Genomic DNA, 21,992 nt, shown 5'->3' with positions numbered 1-21,992 from the left:
TTAATTATACGACTTCATTTTAAGAAGATGCTTAACAACAAAATTAAAATTAGAAGCCATGCTCCACAAAAAAAACATCCTGCCCAAGGCTACGCGCCAGGACTTTCCAATTGTAGGTATTGGAGCTTCGGCAGGGGGGCTTGAGGCTTTTACCCAGTTTATTGATGCTATCCCAGAAGATTCCCGGATGGCATATGTTATTGTACAGCATTTACATCCATTGCATGACAGCATGCTTACTGAACTGCTTTCCCGTGTAGCAAAAATACCAATTAATGAAATTACAGATGACATTCATTTGGCTCCAAATACAATTTACGTTATTCCGGAAAACAAAATTTTGACTTCTTTTGATGGAGTCCTAAAGTTGAGTCCGCGTATCAAGGATACGAAAAATCAGGCTATAGACATCTTTTTTACTTCACTGGCAGAGGTTCATCTTAACTTAGCTTGTGGGGTGCTTCTCTCCGGAAATGGATCTGACGGAACAATTGGACTGGAGTCAATTAAAGAACACGGAGGTGTTACTTTTGCCCAGGATATGGATGCTTCTTATAATGAAATGCCTCAAAATGCAATTAATGCCGGAGTTGTTGATTATGTATTATCACCGGTGAAAATAGTAGCAAAATTAGTTGAAATTAGGAAAGCAAAAGGCACTACAGGTGAAGAGAATGTTCTAAAAGATGATGCCGTATTTCATGAAATTGTTAAACTTCTGCTTCATCACAGCGGAGTTGATTTTGCCTATTATAAACAAACTACCATACGCCGGCGTATTGCCAGAAGAATGGCCTTAGACAAAATATTGAGTCTTAAGGATTATCTTAAAGTTCTGCAGGGCGATAAATTGGCTTCTGAAGATTTATTTAACGATCTGCTCATTCCTGTAACGGAATTTTTCAGGGATGTTAAAATTTTCCAGTTAATGAGGGAAAAAGTTTTTCCATTACTGGCGGGCAATGTACCGGAAGGAAATGCAATACGCATTTGGATTGCAGGCTGCTCTACAGGTGAAGAGGCGTATACCCTGGCCATTGCACTTCATGAATTTTTAGGAGAAAACCTGCAGGGAAAGGAAATTCAGATTTTTGCTTCGGATATTTCAGAAGTTGCTATTGCTAAGGCAAGAGCTGGATTTTATAGAAAATCTCAAATGCGAAATGTATCTGAAGCCATCCTCTCCAAATATTTTACATCCAATGCAAATGGGTATACCATTAAAAGACAAATTAGGGACTTATGCGTTTTTGCGGTCCATAATTTCCTTACAGATCCTCCATTTGCCAGAATGGATCTGATTACCTGCCGCAATGTGTTTATATACATGGATACATTTTTACAAAAAAAATCTTTAAGTACTTTTCATTATGCCTTAAAAGAAAACGGGTTTCTACTTCTTGGAAAATCAGAGACTGCCGTTCCTGGGGGAGAACTTTTTCAGTCTTTTGATAAATCTGGAAAAATATATACCCGAAAAGAGGTTTCCGGGAGAGTAACAAATTCACGCTGGGGTACTGCAGATAAATCAAAAAGTTTTAAATCAGACCTTCCAAAAAAAGAAATTATAAAAGAGGATTTTAGAAAAAGTGCAGAATCGATATTGCTTTCGAATTATATACCAGCAAGTGTCATTGTAAATGAACATCTGGATATTGTTCATATCAATAAGGATATTGCAGAATTTATTAAATTTTCGCAGGGAAAACCCACATTTAATTTGCTTAAAATGGTTCGGAACGGATTAGCTTTTGAGCTTCGTAATGCCCTGCACAAAGCAAAAGAAACGGGAGAGCTTATAAAAAAAGAAGGAATTCAGATAAAAAAGAAAGGAATTGTAAGTGAAATTATAATTGAAGTACAGCCTCTGCCGGACACTTCGGAGTCTTATTTTTTAGTGCTGTTTCACAAAATCAGCAGTACTAAGGCACTGTCATCAAGTGAATTTACAGCTGAAGAAATGCGGGATGATGTCAATTTAAAGAGGATTGCACAACTTGAAAAAGAATTGGATAGAATACATGATGATGTAAATGCCATTAGTGAAGAGCAGGAAGCCTCTAATGAGGAGTTGCAGAGTGCCAATGAAGAATTATTGAGCGGAAGCGAGGAATTGCAAAGTTTGAATGAAGAGCTGGAAACTTCTAAAGAGGAGCTGCAATCCACTAATGAAGAGCTATCGCAGATTAATCAGGAACTTTTAAACAAGCAGCTGGAAATCAATATTTCAAAAAATTATACAGAGGCCATTGTTGCTACCCTTAGGGAGCCTATCGTAGTTCTGGATAACAAGCTGATTATAAAAAACATTAACAGGGCATTCTCTAAAAAATATAACATCACCAAAGAAGAGGCGGCAGACAGACCAATATATGAAATCCAGAATCATCTGTTTGACAATATTCAGATGCGTGTCATGCTTGAAAAGGTACTTCAGCAAAAAACACAGCTTGATGATTATGAGATGTCAGTAAATCTTTTGCCTTACGGGGAAAGTATCATGTTGCTAAACGCCAGGCAGGTCACTTACGAAACCAGTAACAAACAATTAATCCTGCTGGCTATTGAGGATATTACAGAGCGCAGAAACATTGAAAAGAGATTGAAGACATTAACTGAAGGCTTAGAAGTTAAAATTCAGGAGCGAACTCTAGATCTGCTCACAGCCAATAAAGAACTGGAGGACTCGGTTAAAAACCTGCATACTGCCAATGGTCAATTGCAGGAATATGCTTATGTAGCTAGTCATGACCTGCAGGAACCGTTGCGTAAAATACTGATGTTTATCAGCAGACTTTTAGGAATGGAAGAAAAAATTTCTGATCCTGCTCTTTTACTACTGGAAAAAATAAGCCAATCATCTATTAGGATGAATACACTTATTAAGGATTTACTGGCCTATTCATACCTTGATAATCCCGACAGGCAATTTATAGCGACTGATTTGAATACCGTTGTCGAAAATATTTTAATTGATTTCGAGCTGTTGATTCAGGATCGTAATTTTAAAATAAAAGTAGGGCACTTACCCGTTATCAATGCAATTCCACTGCAAATGAATCAGCTTTTTTATAATTTAATCAGCAACGCCATTAAGTTTTATAAAAATGATGGTTCCCTTTCTAAAATAGAAATAAGTTCTAAAAAACTTACTACAAAACAAGTTAAAACGTATAACGATCTGGATCCAGGTTTAGCATATTGCGAAATCATTATTAAAGATAACGGCATAGGTTTTAATCAGCAATATGAAAATAAGATTTTTACTATTTTTCAAAGGCTTCACAATAATGAAGTATATATAGGCACAGGAATTGGACTGTCGATAGGAAAAAAAATTGTAGAGAATCATAAGGGAATTATTTTTTCAAAAGCCCAAGAAAATATTGGGGCAGAATTTCATATCATATTACCAATTTAACTCTGTTTGACTGATCACAGGAATAATTACAATAAACCGTTAAACCCAGTAGCGTGATGAAAAAAGCAGCTAAAAAAAACACATCGTAGACTTCTCTCATTTTGAGGAATTACAGTTATGATTGGGGTGGTGTATTATGTTTTATGTGAAATTGTTACGATGGAAACCCTTCGTGTTCATGACCGCTAAGAAAAGGGAATCATGGCTTTGCAGAATGGCCAATTATAAAGACATAAATGGTATAAAAATTCCTTTTTCAGCAGAAACAGTCTGGAAATTGAAAAGAAGAGATTTCAGTTATGCAAAGTTGAGCGTGACAGCAATAAAATAGAACCCAAACGTTCCTAAAAAGGATATTATAGTTCAATAATTACAGAATATCACAAATCAATGTTCAAACATCAGGGAAACAAAAGAAACTTAAGGCACAACCTAAAAATAGCCTCTTTATTATCGTTTGTGGCCGGACTGGTCAATGTTGCAGGTTTTCTGGCAGTTCAAAAACTGACGACCAATGTTACAGGACATTTTGCTTTTTTTGTAGATGAGATTTTCAAACTCAATTTTAAACAGGGATTTATATACTTTTTATATATTTTTTTCTTTTTCCTTGGGTCTTTTTTCTCCAGTCTGCTCGTAGAGTTTCTTTTGCGAAGAAATGAAAAATACAGTTATGTCATTCCAACAGCGATTGAAAGCTTAATTTTACTTGGGATTGCTGTCTTTGGAGAGCATTTAGTAACTCAAAACCCCAACTTTATAGCCTATACCTTATTGTTTGCCATGGGGCTGCAGAATTCATTGGTAACAAAAATTTCCAACGCCACAGTAAGAACAACACACTTAACAGGGCTTTTTACAGATCTTGGAATCGAATTGTCGCAACTGTTTTTTTATCAGGAGGAACTCTTTCGAAAAAAACTCTTTGTATCAATAAAATTACGAATGACCATTATCAGTTTTTTCTTTTTTGGCGGCATTATTGGCGGTATTTTTTATTCGAATATGGGATTACACGTTTTACTCATTGGCGTTGTGGCTTTGCTTGTGGGGCTCTTATATGACAGAATCAGGTTTAATGCTGTTTTACTTGAAAGGAAGTACAGACATTTGATACCATTTAAAGTCAAATAATTTTAGGATGAACTACAGGTTTAATGGTTCCAATTAAAAACCCGTATGGTTTTAAGGAAGGTATATGATCGCAGACAATCTTGAGCAGTGCCGTAAGGGGAATAGCCAAAACAAGTCCGGGTATTTCCCAGAGCAATTCTCCCATTACCAAAGCAATAATGGTAAAGAGAGGATTTATTTTAACTTGCGGTCCCATAATCAAAGGTTCAAAGAACCATGTCTGAACAAGTTGTATGATGCCATAACTCAGTACAATTCCGGCAAGCATTAGCGGATGTGCACCATTAATAGCCGCAAAAATAACGGTCAGAACAGTTCCTGTAATATTACCTATATAGGGAATGATTTCAAGCATACCACATAATATCGCAAAGAAAATCGCATTTTTAATTCCTATGATGCTAAAGGCAATGCCATACATAATCCAAAGCAGACCAATCATCTTGGAGAGTCCTATTAAATATTGATAGGAAATATGTGCAGCACTATACAGTATATTTTTTATTTCTGATTTTTGCGCTGCGGGTGTAATTTTCAATAGAAAAGTTTTGATATGATCTCGGTATAGAAGTAAAAAAACAAAGTAGGCCATCACCAGAATAAAGGTCGTGAAACAATAAGCGACAGACCCAAAAATTGTCTGCAGTATATAAGAGTAGGACGGCTGTTCATTTTTAAGGATTTCAAATTGCTCGTCAATAGAAATGTTTAGATGATTAAAAATGTATTTCTGCAGATGAGTTCCCGATTCAATTGCTTTTTGCTTGATAAAAGCTAAATCGGTTAAAAGTTCCGAAATTTTTAAGCCTAAAACAGCAATCAGAATAAAAATTATCGACAAAAAGGTTAAAAGGCAAAAGAATATGGAAATATTTCTTGTTATTTTTTTACTTTCCATCCATTTGCACAAAGGCAAAAATAAGGTGGCTAAAATACCGCCAATGCAAAGAGGCATCAGAAGATCTTTAGCAAAATAGAGTCCTGTAAAAATTAAAAATAGTACAAGCAGTTTTTTTATAATTGAAGTGAGTGATAGCGTCATGGTTTAAATTCATTAAAATTTCGTTTCCATACTTTTACTAATTCAAACCAGATAACAGCCAGAAAACCAACTCCAATTGCCATACATAGCTGAGGCCCACTAAGAGGTTCGAAGGCAAAGAATGCGGCAAAAGGTTTGATGTATAGTAACATTCCTGTAATAAAAATGGTAACTCCTATTATTAAAGGAACCAGATTATTTTTGTAGCGCAAAGTGGTAAAAATGGAATAATAAAAAGAGCGGTTCATTAATGTTAAAAAGATATTAGCCGTTACCAATACTACAAAAACCATAGTTCGGGTATGCTGTTCGCTATAATCGTTATAAATAGAGTATTGATAAGTTAATAATGTACCGATAGTGATTACCAATCCCTGAATAATACTGGTGGAGAGTTCTTTCCAATTGAAAAATGTTGAAGTAAAAGGTCTTGGCTGCTGTGCCATTGTATTTTTTTCCATTGGTTCATTCTCATACACAATAGAGCAGGTGGGCCCCATCACTAATTCTAAAAAGATGATATGAATAGGAGAAAATATATTAGGATATCTCCAGCCCAATGCCAGTGGAATAAAAACCGTAAATATGATGGGAATATGTATCGAAATAATAAACTGGATTGATTTTTTGATGTTGGCATAAATCTTCCTGCCCATGGCTATGGCATGCACCATTTTCGAGAGATCATCATTGACCAAAATTAGAGAAGCTGCCTGTTTGGCAATTTCTGTTCCTTTTTTACCCATTGCAATTCCGATATGAGCAGCTTTTAGCGCTGGTCCATCATTTACACCATCACCGGTCATGGCCACAATTTCCTTATTTGATTTCAGGGCATCAATTATTTTGAGTTTAGCCTCAGGAAACATTCGGGTAAATAAAGTAGTATCCCTTACGCATTTTTTGAGTTCTTTATGGTTAAGTTGCATCAGCTCATCACCGGAGATGCTTTTTTCGTATCCCTTAAAATTGATCTCCTTTGCGATGGATGAAGTAGTCAGGGCATTATCTCCAGTGATGATCTTTACGTCTATTCCGGCTTTATAAAAATGCTGCAGAACGAGTTTGATATTTTTTTTTGGAGGATCATAAAAGGCCAATAGTCCAATAAATTCGAATTTAAATTCCTGTTGTATTTTGGGGTAATTTCCAGAGGAGTGATGAGTTTCTCCTACTGCCAGAACACGGTAACCTTCCTGTGATAATTCCTGAATTGCTTTTAGAATTATTTTTTTCTGATCGGCAGTAAGTGCAGATATTTCTATTAAGGCTTCTGCGCCTCCCTTAGCGGCAATGATTCTTTTACCTGATTTATTTTCAAAAACATGCGTCATCATGGGAGGTTTTCCTGATAAAGGATACTCATGTACCAGTTTGAAATCAGGTCTCTGGTCTTTTTCAATGACTTGTGTATAGGTATCATGAAGGGCAATTTCCATTGGGTCAAAAGCAATGGGTTCACTTGCCCACATCGACAGGGTAATTAATTTTTTTTCATCCTCAGAAAGCTGATCTTTCAAATCGGTAATTTTCTCTGATTTTAAAGAAAAAATTTTAGCCAGACTCATTTTGTTTTCGGTAATAGTACCTGTCTTGTCAATACAAATGACGGTAGCACTTCCTAATGTTTCAACAGTTTTCATTTGTTTGACAATAATCCCTTCTTTCATCATCCGCCAGGCACCAATTGCCATGAAGGTTGTAAAAGCAATAGGGATTTCTTCAGGAAGAATACTCATGGCCAGGGTTAGGGCTTTTAGCAGACTGTCAAATATCTTAAAGGAATGAAAATAGTTGATTCCCCATACAATTAAAAAAACGATGGCTCCGGCAATGGCCATTTTCTTTACAAAATTGCCAATTTGAATCTCTAAAGGTGTTTTTTCTTCTTTTATCCGCTCAAGGCTTTTGCCTATTTTACCCAGTTTGGTTTCGCTGCCAATAGCAGTTACTGTTGCAATAGCCAATCCGCCAACAACCGTGGTACCTTGATAAATTATATTGTCTTTAGCTTCTTTGTCTTTATTGACTGCCATGGATTCTCCTGTAAGAATTGATTCGTTTACCGAAAAATCATTGGAATGTATAATGATTGCATCGGCAGCAATTAATACGCCTTCTTCGATCAGAAGACTGTCTCCAATAACGATTTCTTCAGTTTTTATTTCTATAGCATTGCCATCTCTAATGACTTTGCATTTGGGTTTGGTAAAATCTTTTAACTGCTCAAGGGCATTCCGGCTTCTTGCATTCTGGTAAGACGAAATAGCAGCAATCAAAACGATTGCTGAAGCTAAAAAGAAACCATCAGCCGTTTTTCCACTAATGAAATATATACTAGAGGCTATAAGCAGCAGAATCATCATGGGTTCCTTTATCATTCGGATCATCGCAGCGGTGTAGCGGTTCGTTTTTTTATAAGAAGATACGTTTTGACCGTATTTTTTCCTTGCAGCCAGTACTTGGGCAGCTGTTAAACCATCGGTATTGAATTTGTTTGTAGTCATTTGTAAGTTGCCTTTTTTTGGGTTACTTTCTGAAAACAAGAATAGGTGTACTGGTGTCATAACCAAACTCTTTGGTTTTACTGGACAGAAAATGACGTTCATACCAGTCCCGGTTCTGGTTGGTAAACATTACGAGGATTGAGGGTCTTATCGTTCTGATATCCAATTCTAAGTGGTTCAGCAAAGAATATTCGATATTTAATTTTTTAAAATTGAAAGAGACTTTATCCGACTGGTTGTTTTGGGCTATTTTATTAAAATCTTCCTTGAAACTACCCTGATCTAATAATGCATCGTAATGATATACTGCAACAGCTGCCGTAAACAAAGCTGCAAATTTTTTAACAAAAGGGAGCTCGATACCTAGTTTTGTAAGATCTGAGGCATATAATAAAAGATTGATCGGTTTCATGCGATACGTGTAGGGTACTACTATAATTGGAGTAGGAGAAGTGGTAATTAATTTTGAAGCGGTAGTACCTATCAATTGATTGAAAATCCCCGGACCAGATGTATTGATGCAAATATAATCAGCATTCCATTTTTGTGCATAAGCGATAATGGCCTTATCGACGTGAGTATGGTTCTCTGTTACAAATTCTGCCTTTCCAACTTCTTTTTTGGTTGTTTTGTAAATGGATAGTATGAATTTTTTAAGTTTATAGTCCTGCGTGGTTTTTTTATAATAATTGTCAATATTATCTTTAAGTTGTTTTGTATTTACGCTATAGAATAGGAGTTCACAGGGAGTCTGAGAAGCAAATTGAATTGCAAATCGTATTGCTGCCCTTGAGATACTTGAGAAGTCAGTAGTAACGAGTAATTTTTTCATGGTAATTTATTTTTAAAACTGCAATAATTATTTTGGCTTATTCAGAAGTACTTAATTCAGAAAGTTCAACAAAGAGTTCTTTTTGTTTCTCGGTAAGGTTAACAGGTGTTTTAAGAATATAAGTGATGTATAAATCTCCAAAATGATCTTCATTTTTATAAACAGGAAAACCTTTCCCTTTTAATTTTACCCTTGTTCCTGTTTGTGTTCCTGCAGGTACATTGAGTTTTACTTTTGTATCGAAGGTATTGATAGTAATTTCGCCTCCCAGAACAGCGGTAAAAACATCTAATTCGGTATTGCTGTACAAATTGTTGCCTTCACGCTTAAAATCAGCATTATCAGTTATGGAAAAAGTTAGGAATAAATCACCATTTGGTCCTGCATTAATACCACTGCTGCCATGTCCTGGAATTTTTATGGTCTGTCCATTCTCAACTCCGGCGGGAATGGTAATTCGGATATTTTTATGATTAACAGTGATGATCTGCTTATGGGTAGAAAATGCCTCTTTTAAGGTTAGCTGAAATTGTGCATTCAGATCTTCTCCCTTAAATTTAGACGTGCTTCTTCGCTGCGAATTGCCACTGCCGTACATCGATTGAAAGAACTGCGAAAAATTTTCTTCGGAATTACCATCCTGATACTGTCTTGCGGAACTTTGCCGATCATTTGGATTGTAACCTGATTTTTCAAACTCCTGGGCTTGTTTCCAGTTTTTTCCGTATGTATCATATTTTTTACGGTTTTCCTCATTGCCCAGCACTTCATTGGCTTCGTTGATTTCTTTGAATTTCTTTTCAGCCTGCCTGTCATTCGGATTCAGATCAGGATGGTATTTTCTGGCCAGTTTCCGGTAGGCTTTCTTAATTTCGGCTTTGCTTGCCGTTTTGGGTATCTCGAGAACTTTATAATAATCTATAAATTCCATTACAGTAGTTTTAGGTTATTATTTTTTTTCTATTTGAGTTTCATCTCATTGACCTGCAGATTTATCTTTCTCCATTTTGTTTTATCCAGATAAAGTGTATCTACATCTATTGTCCACTCCATAAAAGGTGCCAGATGGTAGATACCTATAATTCGTTTTTTGTATCCAAATGCAAATCGGTCTCCACGCAATTGATAATTGATTGTTTTGCCTTTATTTTGAATATTTCTGTAAAGTATGGTTTGTGTTTTCCAGTCTCCGCCCCATGTAAAAAAAGCTTTAAGCCCGCATAGGATGCCAATGATTAGGAAAACAGCAATGATCGACCAATTGCTTTGTAATTTTTTAAAAAACTGTCCAATCAGAATTACCATTAAAGATACAGAAAAAAAAAGAAAGAAAAAATGCACCCTGTAATCATTAATATGAAACTGGGTGTATCGGTTCAGTAGAATTATACTTGCCGAGATTACAAAAATGATCGTAATGGATGGATTCAGTTTTTTCATCTTTGGTGAAGTTATCATTTATGAATATCATTTACTTTGCATATAAAATCTGTTGTTGCAGAATCTGAGGCGATTCCGTAACCGTCCACAAGGGTTCCTTTTTCTTTATCATGGGTCTCAATAGCATACATGATAGAGCTGTCCTCAGGATTGGATTCTCCCTCAAAACGATAGAAATGGACTATTTTTATTTGATCCGGCATATAATGATTATCTGTTTTAAGCGAAACCATGGTTTTTCCATTAATTTCAAATTGGGATGTAAATCCCAGATTTTCAATTTCGGCCAGTACGGTGACCAGACTATCCATATTTACTTTTTCCATAATTCATATTTTTTTTTGCCAGGGAATGTTTCAGGGCTATTGCTCAAGTTCTACATGTAAGTTGTTTTTGACCTCCAGTACACCAGGAGTTTTCCAGGCCAGACGGCTTGCTTCATTTTTTTGAAACCAGGATTCGACATTCCCTTTTAGCGTAACAGAATTGTCTATAACTTCGACTGTGATGGCTATATTTCCTATAATTTTGTTTCGCTCTATAGCATCTTCAATGTCTTTTTTATTGATCCGGTCTTTGGACAAAGAGATAATCATAATGTTATTGATGATCCCCTTGACACCTATGAGCACGCTTACTGCTTTTTTAGCCTCTTCTTTCTGGTAGTTCCATTCCAGAGAACCGGTAAGTGTTACCCAGCCATTTTCGACTTTTACCTGCACTCTGTTATGCGGAATATCCCAATGCCATTTGAAAGCGTTTATAATTTCGGCTGCAATTTCATTATCTGACTTTTGAGTTTTATCGTTGAGTACTACTTCGATTTTTTCTACTACCACTTTTACGCCCGATACATTTTTAGCTGCTGCTTCGGCTTCTTCTTTTTTTGCATAGCTGTTTACCGATCCCGTTAGGGTAACAATTCCGTCAGAAGCTTCAACGCCAATTTCTGCGGCTGATAATAGGAGTTCCCAATTTATGGCTTCTATGATTTTTTTTTGTAGTTCGTCGTTGGTTTTCATTTGTGTATAGATTTATGGAAGTAAAGTTGCGCCTTATCAAAGTCTTGATAAATGATCGTCGACATTCTAAAAACTGATTCTAGTTACATATCGTGATGAACTGATTTTTTTTAGTTCCGTCCTACAGCTCTTTTCAGGTATATTTCTTCACGATGACTTATTTTTATCTCTGACAAGATCAGGTATACCGATAAACTAATCACGGAAGCAAAAAAGCACCATACTGATACCAGATAACTTTCATAAAAAACAGTTGTAACGATGTAGGATATCAAAACCATTACCCCTAACCACCACATGCGTCTGATGTGTGAAAAGAAAGGAGGAAGTATTGTAGCAATGATATAAAGCAATCCACCCATCACCCGAAAGTCCTCGGGATAAGTCTGGATATAGGCTATATGATAACAGTCAATCTCGGATCTAATACTAAAATGGAACAAACAGTAAGTAAGGTACATCGAAACAAACATCCCAATTGCCACAAGTATTCTTTGCATTTGCTTTCGGGTTTGTTCTTTTTCCAAAAGCAGTATGGCAACCGGAACCCAGACGGCCCAGATAATTTGTGCGATAATCAGATAAAAATAAGTAATACTGGTTTGCAGACAGGACCACTTTTCATTGGGAATGGATAACCATAATAATCCTTCAGAGAACTGCTGTATGGCAAATATAAAAGGGATTAAGGCAAACATAGTTTGTGAGCGATGCTGTATTTTTTTTATGGAGGCGACTCCAATAACTGCAAGGACAATCCCGGCACTAAAACTTGCTGTAGCAGAGAAACACATAAAGAAATAGCTTAGGGTTTAGGACTTGGTTTTAGTTGGTTTGACTCTTCTGCCTACAGTATTCATAAGGATAGTGGCTGTTAAAGCGGCTAGGGCGATAAGTGCGAATAATGTTTTCATGATTGTAATTTTTAGAGATTGGATTTAGAGGATTTAGTTTTTAAATCTGTCCAGCAAATTTGGTCTAAAACAGCCAATAGGGAAATGATCATTAACATTGTAAAGAGTGATCTGGAACACTTTCTCAGGCTGTTTTTACGTTAGCTTTGATACTGGTTTTAATGAAAAAAAATGGCACTATTAATCTTTGTCAGACACGGACAATCGCTTTATAATTTAGAGAACCGTTTTACAGGAATCCTGGATATTCCGCTCACTGACCTTGGAAGAGAACAAGCAAAACAGGCAGGGCAAAAACTGATTGATTATGTTTTTGATATCGCCTATACTTCCATGCTTACAAGGGCGCAGCAGAGCCTGCAAATTATTCTCGCTGAAATGAAGGTAAGGATTCCTATTGTAAAAAATAAAGCTTTTAATGAGCGTATGTACGGTACTTTGCAGGGACTCAACAAAGATGAAACAGCGCAAAAGTATGGCTTGGCACAAGTGGATATCTGGAGAAGAAGCTACGATATATGTCCTCCAGGAGGAGAAAGCCTGCTGGATACGTATAACCGCGTGGTTCCTTATTATAAAACAGAAGTAGAACCAAAATTAAAAATGGGTCAAAATATTTTAATAGTAGCCCATGGCAACAGTTTAAGATCCCTGATGATGTACCTTGAAAACATCGATCCGCTTGACATTGTCAAGGTAAATATCCCCACAGGCCAGCCCCGGCTTTATGAATTTAATACAGAACTAGAACTCTCGGCAGTGAAGTATCTTTAAATCATCGGACTGATCTGATTTGTTTTTTAGCAACATTTTTGGATGATGATTTATATGTTTAAAGCAGTAATATTCTCCGAAAGCTTGATTTTACTTGTGTTTTTATGCAGCAGCTCTTTTTTAGCAGTATATTTTTCCATAGTTAAACGTGCCATTAAATAGCTTACTGTAGATTCTGCACCCTGATTGAGATTAATATAATTTTCTTCCATACCGTCATAGCAGCCGCCAGTGCATGGATTATAGATGATCTTGTGCAAATGATTATTGCCTAAGAACCAGCTAAAAGCAGTTTCCATTTTTTCCAGATAGGATGAATTTTTAAAAACACCATTGAATCGCTCAAGGGCAAGAATCGTATAGGCAACATCAATGGGCTGTTCTCCGCCTACGGTTTCTTTTTTATGCCTGTTTGAGTCAAGCCATCCCTTATTGGATATTACTTTGATCTTATTGTCTGTAAAAATATGAGATAAAAGAAAATCAAAAGATTCTTTGGCAATTTCCTTATATTGATATTCACCTGTGGCTAAGTAGGCACAAAGAAGCGCTTCGGGCAGTATGCTGTTGCCATAAGTCAGATAGCTTTCGAACCATTTCCAGTTAGATTTGCATTCATGTCTGTACATTTTTACCAATCGATTCGAAAGCAGTTTTATAAGTGCAATATTTTCAAAATCTACCGCATTTTTGTTACGATAATAAACTCCTTTAATGACAAATGCCATTGCTCTTGTGGAATAAATTGTATGTACTTTTCGTAAAGCTCTCTTCATGGTCTTTGCGGCATCTGCTGTAAATCCGACAGGAAAAATACTGGAAAGGGAAAGCATAAAACCCAGAGACCAGATTGCTCTTCCGTTGGAATCCTCCAGATTTTCACTGTTTTGTTTGGTAAATTCTTGATCTATGTTGACATAGTTCAAAAAACTCCCATTTTCCTGCAGACAAAATTTGATAAAACTATAATATTTTTCAATGAGTTCTAAATCCTCAGGCTCCCTTTTCAATTCATAGTGCTGGCAGATAGCCACTAATGCACGGGCATTGTCATCTAAAGTATATCCTGTGCTGATATCAGGATGGTTGATTACTGAAAATTGGATCATGGCAAATGAAGTGGTTAAATTTTTGAAATGGCTCAGATTTATTTCCGGAATTTTATAATGCAAATCTATTTTTTCGGCTATGATTTTTTTAAATAATCCGGCATGTGCAATTGCGGAATTCTCCCATGCCGTAGGTGCCATTTTGTGGATGCCGTTGGCCGAAATAGCTTTACGAAACTGTAAATTTTTTAAAAGCCTTAGAACTTCTTCAGCCAATTGTATCGTATCTCCAAACTCAATGATAACTCCGGTTCCATCCTGAAGTACTTCAAGTGCATGTGGAATTGGGGTAGATATAATGGGACAGCCACAGCTTATTGCATAGGAAAAAGTGCCGCTTACAGCCTGATGCGGGTCATTGGAGGTAAAAAGATAGATATCTGTAAGCTGCAAATATTCGAGTAATTCCTCTAATGGCAAATAGACATTAATAAATTTTACGTTCTCTTGCAGTCCTAAGATTTCGACTCTTTTTTTTAGAAAATCCCGATATTTTTCTCCTTCCTCTTTAACTACTGACGGGTGAGTTTTCCCAATGATCAAAAATAAAATAGAAGGGTTTTGGCTTGTGATAACCGGTAGTGCATCTAAAGTGGTCTCAATTGATTTACCAGAACTTAAGAGTCCGAAAGTGGAGATTACTTTTTTACCTGCAAGTCCGTATTTTTCTTTTAATATTTCTTTATCCCCATGTTTTACCAAATGGGTTCCATGGGCAATAACCGAAATTTTCTCCCTGTCAATGCCATAAACGTTCTGCAGCAATGCAGCGGATCTTTGAGTCATGACAATAAATCCGTCAATAAAGGTATCCATTTCGATAATATTTCGTTTCATCTCCTGATTGGGCAGAGGCAAAACAGTATGAAGGACAATTAAAACAGGTTTTATCGAAGCGCTTAAGAATTTAATCAAATCGGTCTCATTATTTTTAAAGAGTCCGAACTCATGTTGTATTAAAAGTAGCTTAGTTCCCTCATCGCTATTGCAGTATTCAGAGAGCTTCTGGTAGGAATCAGCAGAATCCGTTTTAAGAATTTGATCCACAGCATCACCATAACTATAGCTGTCATTTATGGATTCCAGAGCAGCGACCTTTATATTAAAAGAACTCTCAAACTTATTATTTAAAGCAGCAATTAAGTCCTCAGAATAGGTTGCAATACCGCATTCGCGGGCAGGAAATGAGGTGATAAATAAAATTTCAGGTATTTTATGCTCTTTTTTATCCTCTGAAATAGCTGTGTTTTTTTTTGATGCCCATAGGCTGATACTGTTTAGAAGCGGAGTCTTAATTGTCATTTTTTTTAGTATTAAGTATTAATTCATTAATTAAACCTGATAAGCTAACCGATACGCAGGCTATTTGTTCATCTGCGGCACCATAATAGATATATAAAGTATCCTCAAAGACAACTGTTCCTGTGGGGAAACACACATTATTGACTTCTCCTTCCAGTTCCCAATCCCTTTTTGGACTGAAAAGAGGATAGGGCAGGCGTGCTATTTCAATCTGCGGATGATCAAGATCCAATAAAGCAGCGCAGGCCGAATATACATATCCATCAATGCTGTCCTTGACCCCATGATAAATAATAAGCCATCCCTTGGGCGTTTCTATCGGCGGACATCCTCCACCAACATAACTGCATTCATGATCGTATTTTGGTGAGAGTAAAATATGGTCATTAAAATTCATGAAGTAATCCTCGTAGAATGCATTTGTTAGATCTGTAAGTGAACTAACAGCAACAATGATCTGGATTTCGGGTTTAATGCGGTGCATAAAACAGAATTTACCTTTTATTTTTCGGGGAAAGAAAATAACGTTTTTATCCCATAGGAGTATTTTTTTGCCATCTTGTTCGACCATTCCGTTGTGCTGGTTGTATCTGAAATATTTGCTGTTGTTTAAATTTTCAGCATTTGTCAATTCATTAAACTGGCTATAAGTAATAGTGGGTACTATTATCCCTTTTTTTTCAAAATGAATTAAATCTGTCGAAACTGCCAGACATCCTAAAGCATTTACACCATCAAATGCGGTATAGGTCAGGTAATAAACGCCTTCAATTTTTACTATTCTGGGGTCTTCTATTCCGTGACTTTCGTAGTCAAATTCAGCAATAATAAGAGGCACAGTGTTTCGTTGAACAATATTCAATGGTCCCTTTAGTTTACAATAGCCTATAGTTGAATAATTACCATGGCGTACGGCCCGGTAAAAAAGATGAACAGCATCTCCTTTTTTGATAACAGCCGGATTCATTACCCCTTCGTCTTCAAATACAAGTTCGGTTTTCTCCAGTATAATCCCTTCTCTTTTTATCGATATCATAAGCTTATTTTAAGTGTTTTGGTAATCTTGTAATACTTTTAATTTAGAGATCAATGAGCCGAGGTTTGTAAATAAAAACAGAGGACATTGCCCTCTGTTTTGTTCTGCATTTATAAAATGGCATAATCATATTCCACAACAAGATCATTGTCAATGGACCATATCCCTGGAGTTTTCCAGACGATTTTTTCGGCTTGATCTTTTTGATAAATCGAATCAACAAAACCTGTTAATTTTACATTGGTACCATTTACAGTCACCGTGATATTTTTAGCGTTCAGTGACCAGCTTCTTGCCAGTGCTTTTTCGACATCCTTTTTTTCGATAGCATCTTTGATGTCCGATTTGATTTTGATCTCATTGGTCACCCCTTTTACTCCCGGCAGGAAGCTGATGGCAGTTTTGGCATCTTGTCTCTGAAAATTCCAGGTCAGTTCACCCTCAAGTGTGACCCAGCCATCTTCTACTTTTACCTTAACATGATCTTCTGCCACAGCCCAATTGTCCTTTAAGGCTTTTAAGACTTCATTGGCGATATCATTGTCAGTTTTGGTAAAGGTATGGGAGTATTTAATTTCTATTTTTTCTACAACTGCCTTTACTCCCGATACATTTTTGGCTGCGGTTTCAGCCTCCTTTTTTTTATAATATCCGTCTACCATACCCGTTAGGGTTACTACACCATCTTTTACGGTTACTCCAATTTCTGCAGCATGTAAAAGAGGTTCCCATTTAATGGCATTTTGAACGTCTTTTTGTAATTCTTCGTTGGTTTTCATAATGTATGTATTAAAAATTTATAATTCATTTTTAGTTAATGCTTCTTGAAAGAATCCCAAGCACCGATTTTGTCAGACTGGAAATACAATTCCCAGATAGTACTGAATACTTTGATAAAGGGAGATGACTTTGATGATAATTCCATTTTCTGCAGCATAGCAGTTTATTTTAAAAAGTATTTTTTCCATCTCAACTATTTTTAAAGTCAAATTTTTTAAAATGGTCGTGAACAAAAACCTCTTGCTCTTTAAGGGACATTTTAACGGTGTTTTCAGTTTCTACTTGAATTTTCTCAAAACTGTTGTCTTTTTGCAAAAAGTGTAGTAATTCAGTTTTTGCCGTAGTAGGGCCAAATAAGACAAGTTGATTAAAGTCTACGGCAATAGCTGCGATTTTCTTAAAGTATTGCCTTTGCTTATCCTGCTCTTTATGGTGCATTTCACTCTCGCTTCTTTGCAGGGTTTCGTGTTTGTCCTGAATATCAAAGTCAGATGCTATAACCTGAGGCCCTTTATCATTACCGGTAAAATCAATCAAATTCGCTGCGGCATGGTCTAAATAGATGCCTAATTGTTTTATCGTTTTCATTTTTTTAAAGTTATAAGTTTGAATATTTTCTTTACTTATTGCATTGTTTCGGCTTCGATTTCTTCAGCAGAAACAGATTCTTGGTCTTTTACACCGTTTTCTTTAGGAATATGGATTCCCAGTACTTTGCGTGCATTTTCTGTTTGGATTTTGCTTCCATGCACCAAGAGCATAAATTTGCCTGCTTTTATCTCTGTTTCGTATTTTAAAACATCATGATTTGAAATACCTAAACTTACCAATGCGGCCACAATAACACTGCTGCCTCCCAGTAAGGCGGCACCTTCCAGCGCCCCAATAATGGCTGAAACAAGAGGTCCCGCAACCAGCAGAGGCCCGAGTCCCGGAATAAAAAAGAAAGCGGATCCAAACAGTAATCCCCAGAAGCCACCCCAAAAAGCCCCAAAGCTTCCCCATTTTTTCATGCGGTCTCCAACTGTGTAGTAACCCGTTACAGTTTCATCACTATGGTAGTCTGTTCCTATGAGGGATAGTTTAGTCATATCGAATCCGCTTTTTTCGAGTTTCTTAATAGCTGTTTCGGCTTTAAGATGAGTGGCATAAAAGGCAACTAATGTATTTGTGTTTTTCATGTTGATTGCATTTAATGAATGGCTTTATAATATCCATCTGAGGTTTTTGCTATATGCTAATACATTATTTTAGATTGATTTTTAACTGTATATTTTCTAAGACATCCGTAACTCCTGATGTTTGTTTTGGGGTGTTTCTGTTTTAGCTTTTTTGTGGTACATCAACAATACCGGGTTGGGTATTCTATGCTGTTTTTTACTGTAACTCCAATTTCAGCTGTTCTCAATTGGTGCTTCCATTTAAGGCGTCCTGAACCATCTTTTTGTTGATGATGGTTTCTTTAAATTTAGCCTGCCAGAAGAACTTATTATCCTTCTTCCTTGTTGTACAAAGTTGAGGTAACAGCAAGGAATTCAAAATGACAGACATCAGCAATAAAAGTGATGTAGGGCACTTTTTTTATGTGGAGAAAAAATTGCAATTATACTGACACGAAAAAGGTTTCACGATTAAATTTCTCGGACTCAAAATACCAATCCATATTAATCACTTTCTTAAGCACTTTTTTGAGTTCAAAAATGTCGCTTGATTTTTTAATATAGATATTGGCGCCTGCTATGAATATTTCTTCATCACAAAGGGCTGCCTTTGGATCATATACTACAATGGGGAGATCTTTGTTTTTTTTATCATTTCTGACAGTTATTATTTCAGTAAGAAGTTTATGTCCATTGGTATCATTTAAATTAAAAAATAAGATTGGCGATGCGGCTTTAGGCTTTTTTCTTAAATGTTTCAGGCACAATTCTACATCTTTAAACACTGTAATGGAATGTTTAGATTCCAAATTGGTCAGAGCGGTCTGAAGTGTATCTGTTATTTTGGAATGATCTTTAATAAGCAGCATGCAGAGTGGTCTTGGATTGTAGTGCATCAAATTTGGTTTTAGATTTTCATGTCAAAGAACCAACATGTATAAGTGAACTCAAATGAGCTAAAGCAGAATAAAGAATGATGTATATTATTTTGTTGGGTGCAAAACAAATACAATAGGTCTTATTTATAGCCAAAACGATGATAATGTGTTAATTGTGGTGTGAAAACCTGATATAAAGTGATTTTCCATTTTTAAATAGTCGACCTTTATAAGGATCATCATAATTTGATCGGTTTGATGATGAATAATGCTGCACTGCTATATGCTCTTGTACAAAATGCTTTGGATGGAATAATTACAATAGATGAAATTGGGACAATAGAAACAATTAACCCGGCAGGTTGTATTCTTTTTGATTATCTCGAAGAAGAAGTTGTAGGCCAAAACATTTCGATGCTGATGCCTTCGCCTGACCGTGATAGGCACGATGCCTATCTAAGTAGTTACAAAACAAGCAGAAAGCCAGGGATCATTGGTATTGGCCGTCAACTGACAGGACTGCGTAAAGGAGGTTATGAGTTTCCGATGAAATTAGGTGTGAGTGAAGTGCAATATTCAGGCAGGACTATTTATGCCGGATTTATTCACGATCAGTCTCAGCAGAAAGTAGATGAAGAACGTTTTAAGGATTATGCATCACATTTGGAAGAGTTGGTAGAAGAGAGGACCAAATCGCTTAATGATACTATTTTTGCTTTGGAAAAAGCAAAAGAAAAAGTAAGCATTTCTCTGGAGAAGGAAAAAGAACTCAATAAATTGAAGAATCGTTTTTTATCCATGGCTTCCCATGAGTTTCGTACCCCTTTAAGCACAGTGCAGTTATCGGCTTCACTAATTGAAAAATATGCCGAGGCATTTCAAAGTGAGCCTATAAATAAGCACGTTGGGAAAATTAAAAATTCGGTGATGAGTTTAACGGCTATACTGAATGATTTTCTTTATGTTGAAAAATTAGAAACAGGAAAGATGAAAGCTAGTTTTACTTGTTTTGATCTGGTTAAATTTGGTGAAGGAATAGCCGAAGAAATGCAGCTTCTGGCCAAACCCAGCCAAAAGATTGTCTGTAAACATGTAGGTATTCAAACCATGATATATCTGGATGCTAATTTATTAAAGAATTGCGCTATTAATCTGATTACAAATGCGATAAAGTATTCAGGAGATAGTTGCTGTATTGATTTTACAACTGAAATTAGTGATACAAGCTATATTCTTTCAGTGCACGATGACGGGATTGGGATTCCTTTGGAAGAACAAAAACATTTATTTCAGGCCTTTTTCAGGGCGCACAACACCGGCAGTATCCCAGGGACTGGTCTTGGTTTAAATATAGTGAGCCGTTATGTATCCCTGATGAATGGAACGGCAGATTTTAAAAGTAATAAACAAGAGGGAACATTATTCACCTTAACATTTTCCATATCATGAGTAAAGTACTGATTATTGAAGACAATAATGACATTAGGGAAAATATTGTAGAAATTCTTAATTTAGCCGGATATGCTGTTTATCAGGCTAATAATGGCAAGGCAGGTGTTGAATCTGCTGTTGCAAACCTGCCCAATATCATTTTATGTGATATTATGATGCCGGAGCTCGACGGTTACGGTGTATTGTATATGCTCAATAAAAATCCCAAAACAAGTACAATCCCCTTTATTTTTATTACTGCAAAATCAGAAAGGCCGGATTTGCGAAAAGCCATGGAAATGGGAGCGGATGATTATCTGACCAAACCTTTTGATGATATGGAACTTTTACATGCAATAGAAAGCAGGCTGAACAAAAAGAAGTCTGAAATAGATTTTTACAGCCACTCGCTCGGACGGCTTGAAAGTTTAGTGGGAGATAAAGAAGGGCTCTCTGAACTGAAAAAAATGATAGAAGAGCATGTTCACAGGCCTTTTAAGAAAAATCAGATTATCCATTATGAAGGCGATCGTGCCATAGGTATTTATTTGGTAATCTCAGGTAAAATCAAAACGGTTAAGCTGTCTGAAGACGGCAGGGAACTTATGACCGGTATGTACTACACCAATGATTTTTTAGGGGCTCACACGATTCTTTCAGATGATACCTACACCGATACCGCAACAGCACTGGAAGACAGTCAGGTCTGTTTTTTTCCAAAAGAACAGCTCGAAGAATTACTAAAATTATACCCTGATGTAGGGGAGAAATTCATTAAAATCCTTTCGAATGAAATCAGAAGCAAAGACACACATTTGCTGCAATTGGCCTATCAGTCGGTCAGAAAGAGGATTGCAGAGTCCCTGCTGAGACTCTTTCGTCAGCAAGAAATGGTAAAAGGAGATAGCATCAATGTAACAAGGGGTGATCTGGCGGCGATGTCAGGAACTGCATCCGAAACAGTAAGCAGAACATTAACCGAATTTAGAAATGAAGGATTAATAGAAAAAAAAGGCAGCCAGCTTAAGATTCTGGATTACATAAAAATAAGCAAGATGAAAAATTAGTATAAAAGTAAAGTCTTTATTGAAAAAGGATCTGGATGTCGAATCATGAAGATAAATGTTATAGGAATTCAGAAACATAAATTTCACATATCCTAAAACGTTACTGCCTCCTGGTTTCTGTTTTACCTGCCCGTCATGCCATT

General features: G+C 36.4%; 20 protein-coding genes. 6 read left to right on the top strand and 14 right to left on the bottom strand.

The genetic code is table 11. From position 1 onward, the window contains the following. Nucleotides 1-58: 58 nt before the first annotated feature. From DMB65_RS12520 to DMB65_RS12515, 3 genes are all read left to right on the top strand, one after another. A complete protein-coding gene (locus DMB65_RS12520) occupies nt 59-3,421 on the top strand; it encodes a CheR family methyltransferase (protein ID WP_110306984.1) in 3,363 nt (1,120 codons plus the stop codon). Between the two features lie 136 nt (nt 3,422-3,557). Then, complete coding sequence (locus DMB65_RS22695; RefSeq protein ID WP_394336110.1) at nt 3,558-3,752, top strand: DUF6920 family protein; 195 nt, start codon at nt 3,558-3,560, stop codon at nt 3,750-3,752. A gap of 59 nt (nt 3,753-3,811) precedes the next feature. Continuing rightward, nucleotides 3,812-4,555 (top strand): YoaK family protein, encoded by a 744-nt coding sequence (locus DMB65_RS12515; RefSeq protein ID WP_110306983.1) that lies wholly within the window; start codon nt 3,812-3,814, stop codon nt 4,553-4,555. On the opposite strand, the gene DMB65_RS12510 is transcribed toward DMB65_RS12515, so the two are convergent. The 8 genes from DMB65_RS12510 to DMB65_RS12475 all read right to left on the bottom strand — a co-directional run bounded on the left by DMB65_RS12510 (nt 4,548) and on the right by DMB65_RS12475 (nt 12,192). Further along, nucleotides 4,548-5,597, bottom strand: coding sequence for an AI-2E family transporter (locus tag DMB65_RS12510; protein ID WP_110306982.1), 1,050 nt, complete (start codon nt 5,595-5,597; stop codon nt 4,548-4,550). The two genes, DMB65_RS12515 and DMB65_RS12510, sit on opposite strands and share 8 nt — an antisense overlap. After that, nucleotides 5,594-8,164 (bottom strand): cation-translocating P-type ATPase, encoded by a 2,571-nt coding sequence (locus DMB65_RS12505; protein WP_230470665.1) that lies wholly within the window; start codon nt 8,162-8,164, stop codon nt 5,594-5,596. The genes DMB65_RS12510 and DMB65_RS12505 overlap by 4 nt, the downstream gene beginning before the upstream one ends. After that, nucleotides 8,127-8,936 carry a universal stress protein gene (locus DMB65_RS12500; protein ID WP_110306981.1) on the bottom strand — a complete coding sequence of 270 codons (810 nt, stop codon included), beginning with the start codon at nt 8,934-8,936 and terminating at the stop codon, nt 8,127-8,129. Before DMB65_RS12500 ends, DMB65_RS12505 begins: the two co-directional genes overlap by 38 nt. Before the next feature lie 37 nt (nt 8,937-8,973). Beyond that, a complete protein-coding gene (locus tag DMB65_RS12495; protein WP_110306980.1) occupies nt 8,974-9,867 on the bottom strand; it encodes a DnaJ C-terminal domain-containing protein in 894 nt (297 codons plus the stop codon). 29 nt (nt 9,868-9,896) lie between these two features. Then, complete coding sequence (locus DMB65_RS12490; protein ID WP_123955341.1) at nt 9,897-10,376, bottom strand: hypothetical protein; 480 nt, start codon at nt 10,374-10,376, stop codon at nt 9,897-9,899. Between the two features lie 14 nt (nt 10,377-10,390). Then, on the bottom strand, nt 10,391-10,702 hold the full coding sequence (locus DMB65_RS12485) for a hypothetical protein (protein WP_110306978.1): 312 nt from the start codon (nt 10,700-10,702) through the stop codon (nt 10,391-10,393). A 36-nt stretch (nt 10,703-10,738) separates the two neighbouring features. Continuing rightward, complete coding sequence (locus DMB65_RS12480) at nt 10,739-11,398, bottom strand: BON domain-containing protein (protein WP_110306977.1); 660 nt, start codon at nt 11,396-11,398, stop codon at nt 10,739-10,741. 110 nt (nt 11,399-11,508) lie between these two features. Next, complete coding sequence (locus tag DMB65_RS12475; RefSeq protein WP_110306976.1) at nt 11,509-12,192, bottom strand: DUF6629 family protein; 684 nt, start codon at nt 12,190-12,192, stop codon at nt 11,509-11,511. A gap of 291 nt (nt 12,193-12,483) precedes the next feature. Here DMB65_RS12475 and DMB65_RS12470 point away from each other — a divergent pair, with 291 nt between their 5' ends. Next, on the top strand, nt 12,484-13,086 hold the full coding sequence (locus DMB65_RS12470) for a 2,3-bisphosphoglycerate-dependent phosphoglycerate mutase (RefSeq protein ID WP_110306975.1): 603 nt from the start codon (nt 12,484-12,486) through the stop codon (nt 13,084-13,086). Between the two features lie 50 nt (nt 13,087-13,136). On the opposite strand, the gene DMB65_RS12465 is transcribed toward DMB65_RS12470, so the two are convergent. From DMB65_RS12465 to DMB65_RS12440, 6 genes are all read right to left on the bottom strand, one after another. Then, entirely contained in the window at nt 13,137-15,497 is a 2,361-nt protein-coding gene (locus DMB65_RS12465; protein ID WP_230470664.1) for a glycosyltransferase, read from the bottom strand. Further along, the gene (locus tag DMB65_RS12460; protein ID WP_078229883.1) at nt 15,487-16,533 is read right to left on the bottom strand and encodes a glycoside hydrolase family 130 protein; all 1,047 of its coding nucleotides are present in this window, start codon (nt 16,531-16,533) and stop codon (nt 15,487-15,489) included. Before DMB65_RS12460 ends, DMB65_RS12465 begins: the two co-directional genes overlap by 11 nt. A 110-nt stretch (nt 16,534-16,643) precedes the next feature. After that, nucleotides 16,644-17,312: a BON domain-containing protein gene (locus DMB65_RS12455; protein ID WP_110306974.1), complete on the bottom strand. Its 669-nt coding sequence runs from the start codon at nt 17,310-17,312 to the stop codon at nt 16,644-16,646. Between the two features lie 190 nt (nt 17,313-17,502). Continuing rightward, nucleotides 17,503-17,901, bottom strand: a complete 399-nt coding sequence (locus DMB65_RS12450) for a hypothetical protein (RefSeq protein WP_110306973.1) — start codon at nt 17,899-17,901, stop codon at nt 17,503-17,505. A 35-nt stretch (nt 17,902-17,936) separates the two neighbouring features. Beyond that, complete coding sequence (locus DMB65_RS12445) at nt 17,937-18,494, bottom strand: general stress protein (RefSeq protein WP_110306972.1); 558 nt, start codon at nt 18,492-18,494, stop codon at nt 17,937-17,939. Nucleotides 18,495-18,916: 422 nt separating this feature from the next. Continuing rightward, nucleotides 18,917-19,369, bottom strand: coding sequence for a response regulator (locus tag DMB65_RS12440; RefSeq protein ID WP_110306971.1), 453 nt, complete (start codon nt 19,367-19,369; stop codon nt 18,917-18,919). A gap of 240 nt (nt 19,370-19,609) precedes the next feature. Between DMB65_RS12440 and DMB65_RS12435 the strand changes: the two genes are divergently transcribed. After that, nucleotides 19,610-20,800, top strand: coding sequence for a PAS domain-containing sensor histidine kinase (locus tag DMB65_RS12435; RefSeq protein WP_230470662.1), 1,191 nt, complete (start codon nt 19,610-19,612; stop codon nt 20,798-20,800). Beyond that, on the top strand, nt 20,797-21,849 hold the full coding sequence (locus DMB65_RS12430) for a response regulator (protein WP_110306969.1): 1,053 nt from the start codon (nt 20,797-20,799) through the stop codon (nt 21,847-21,849). Before DMB65_RS12435 ends, DMB65_RS12430 begins: the two co-directional genes overlap by 4 nt. Nucleotides 21,850-21,992 lie beyond the last annotated feature (143 nt).

It is taken from the genome of Flavobacterium cheongpyeongense (assembly GCF_003202435.1).
Taxonomy (GTDB): Bacteria; Bacteroidota; Bacteroidia; order Flavobacteriales; family Flavobacteriaceae; genus Flavobacterium; species Flavobacterium cheongpyeongense.
Note: the sequence above shows the minus strand (reverse complement) of the source record. Positions and strands in the feature narration are given on the sequence as shown.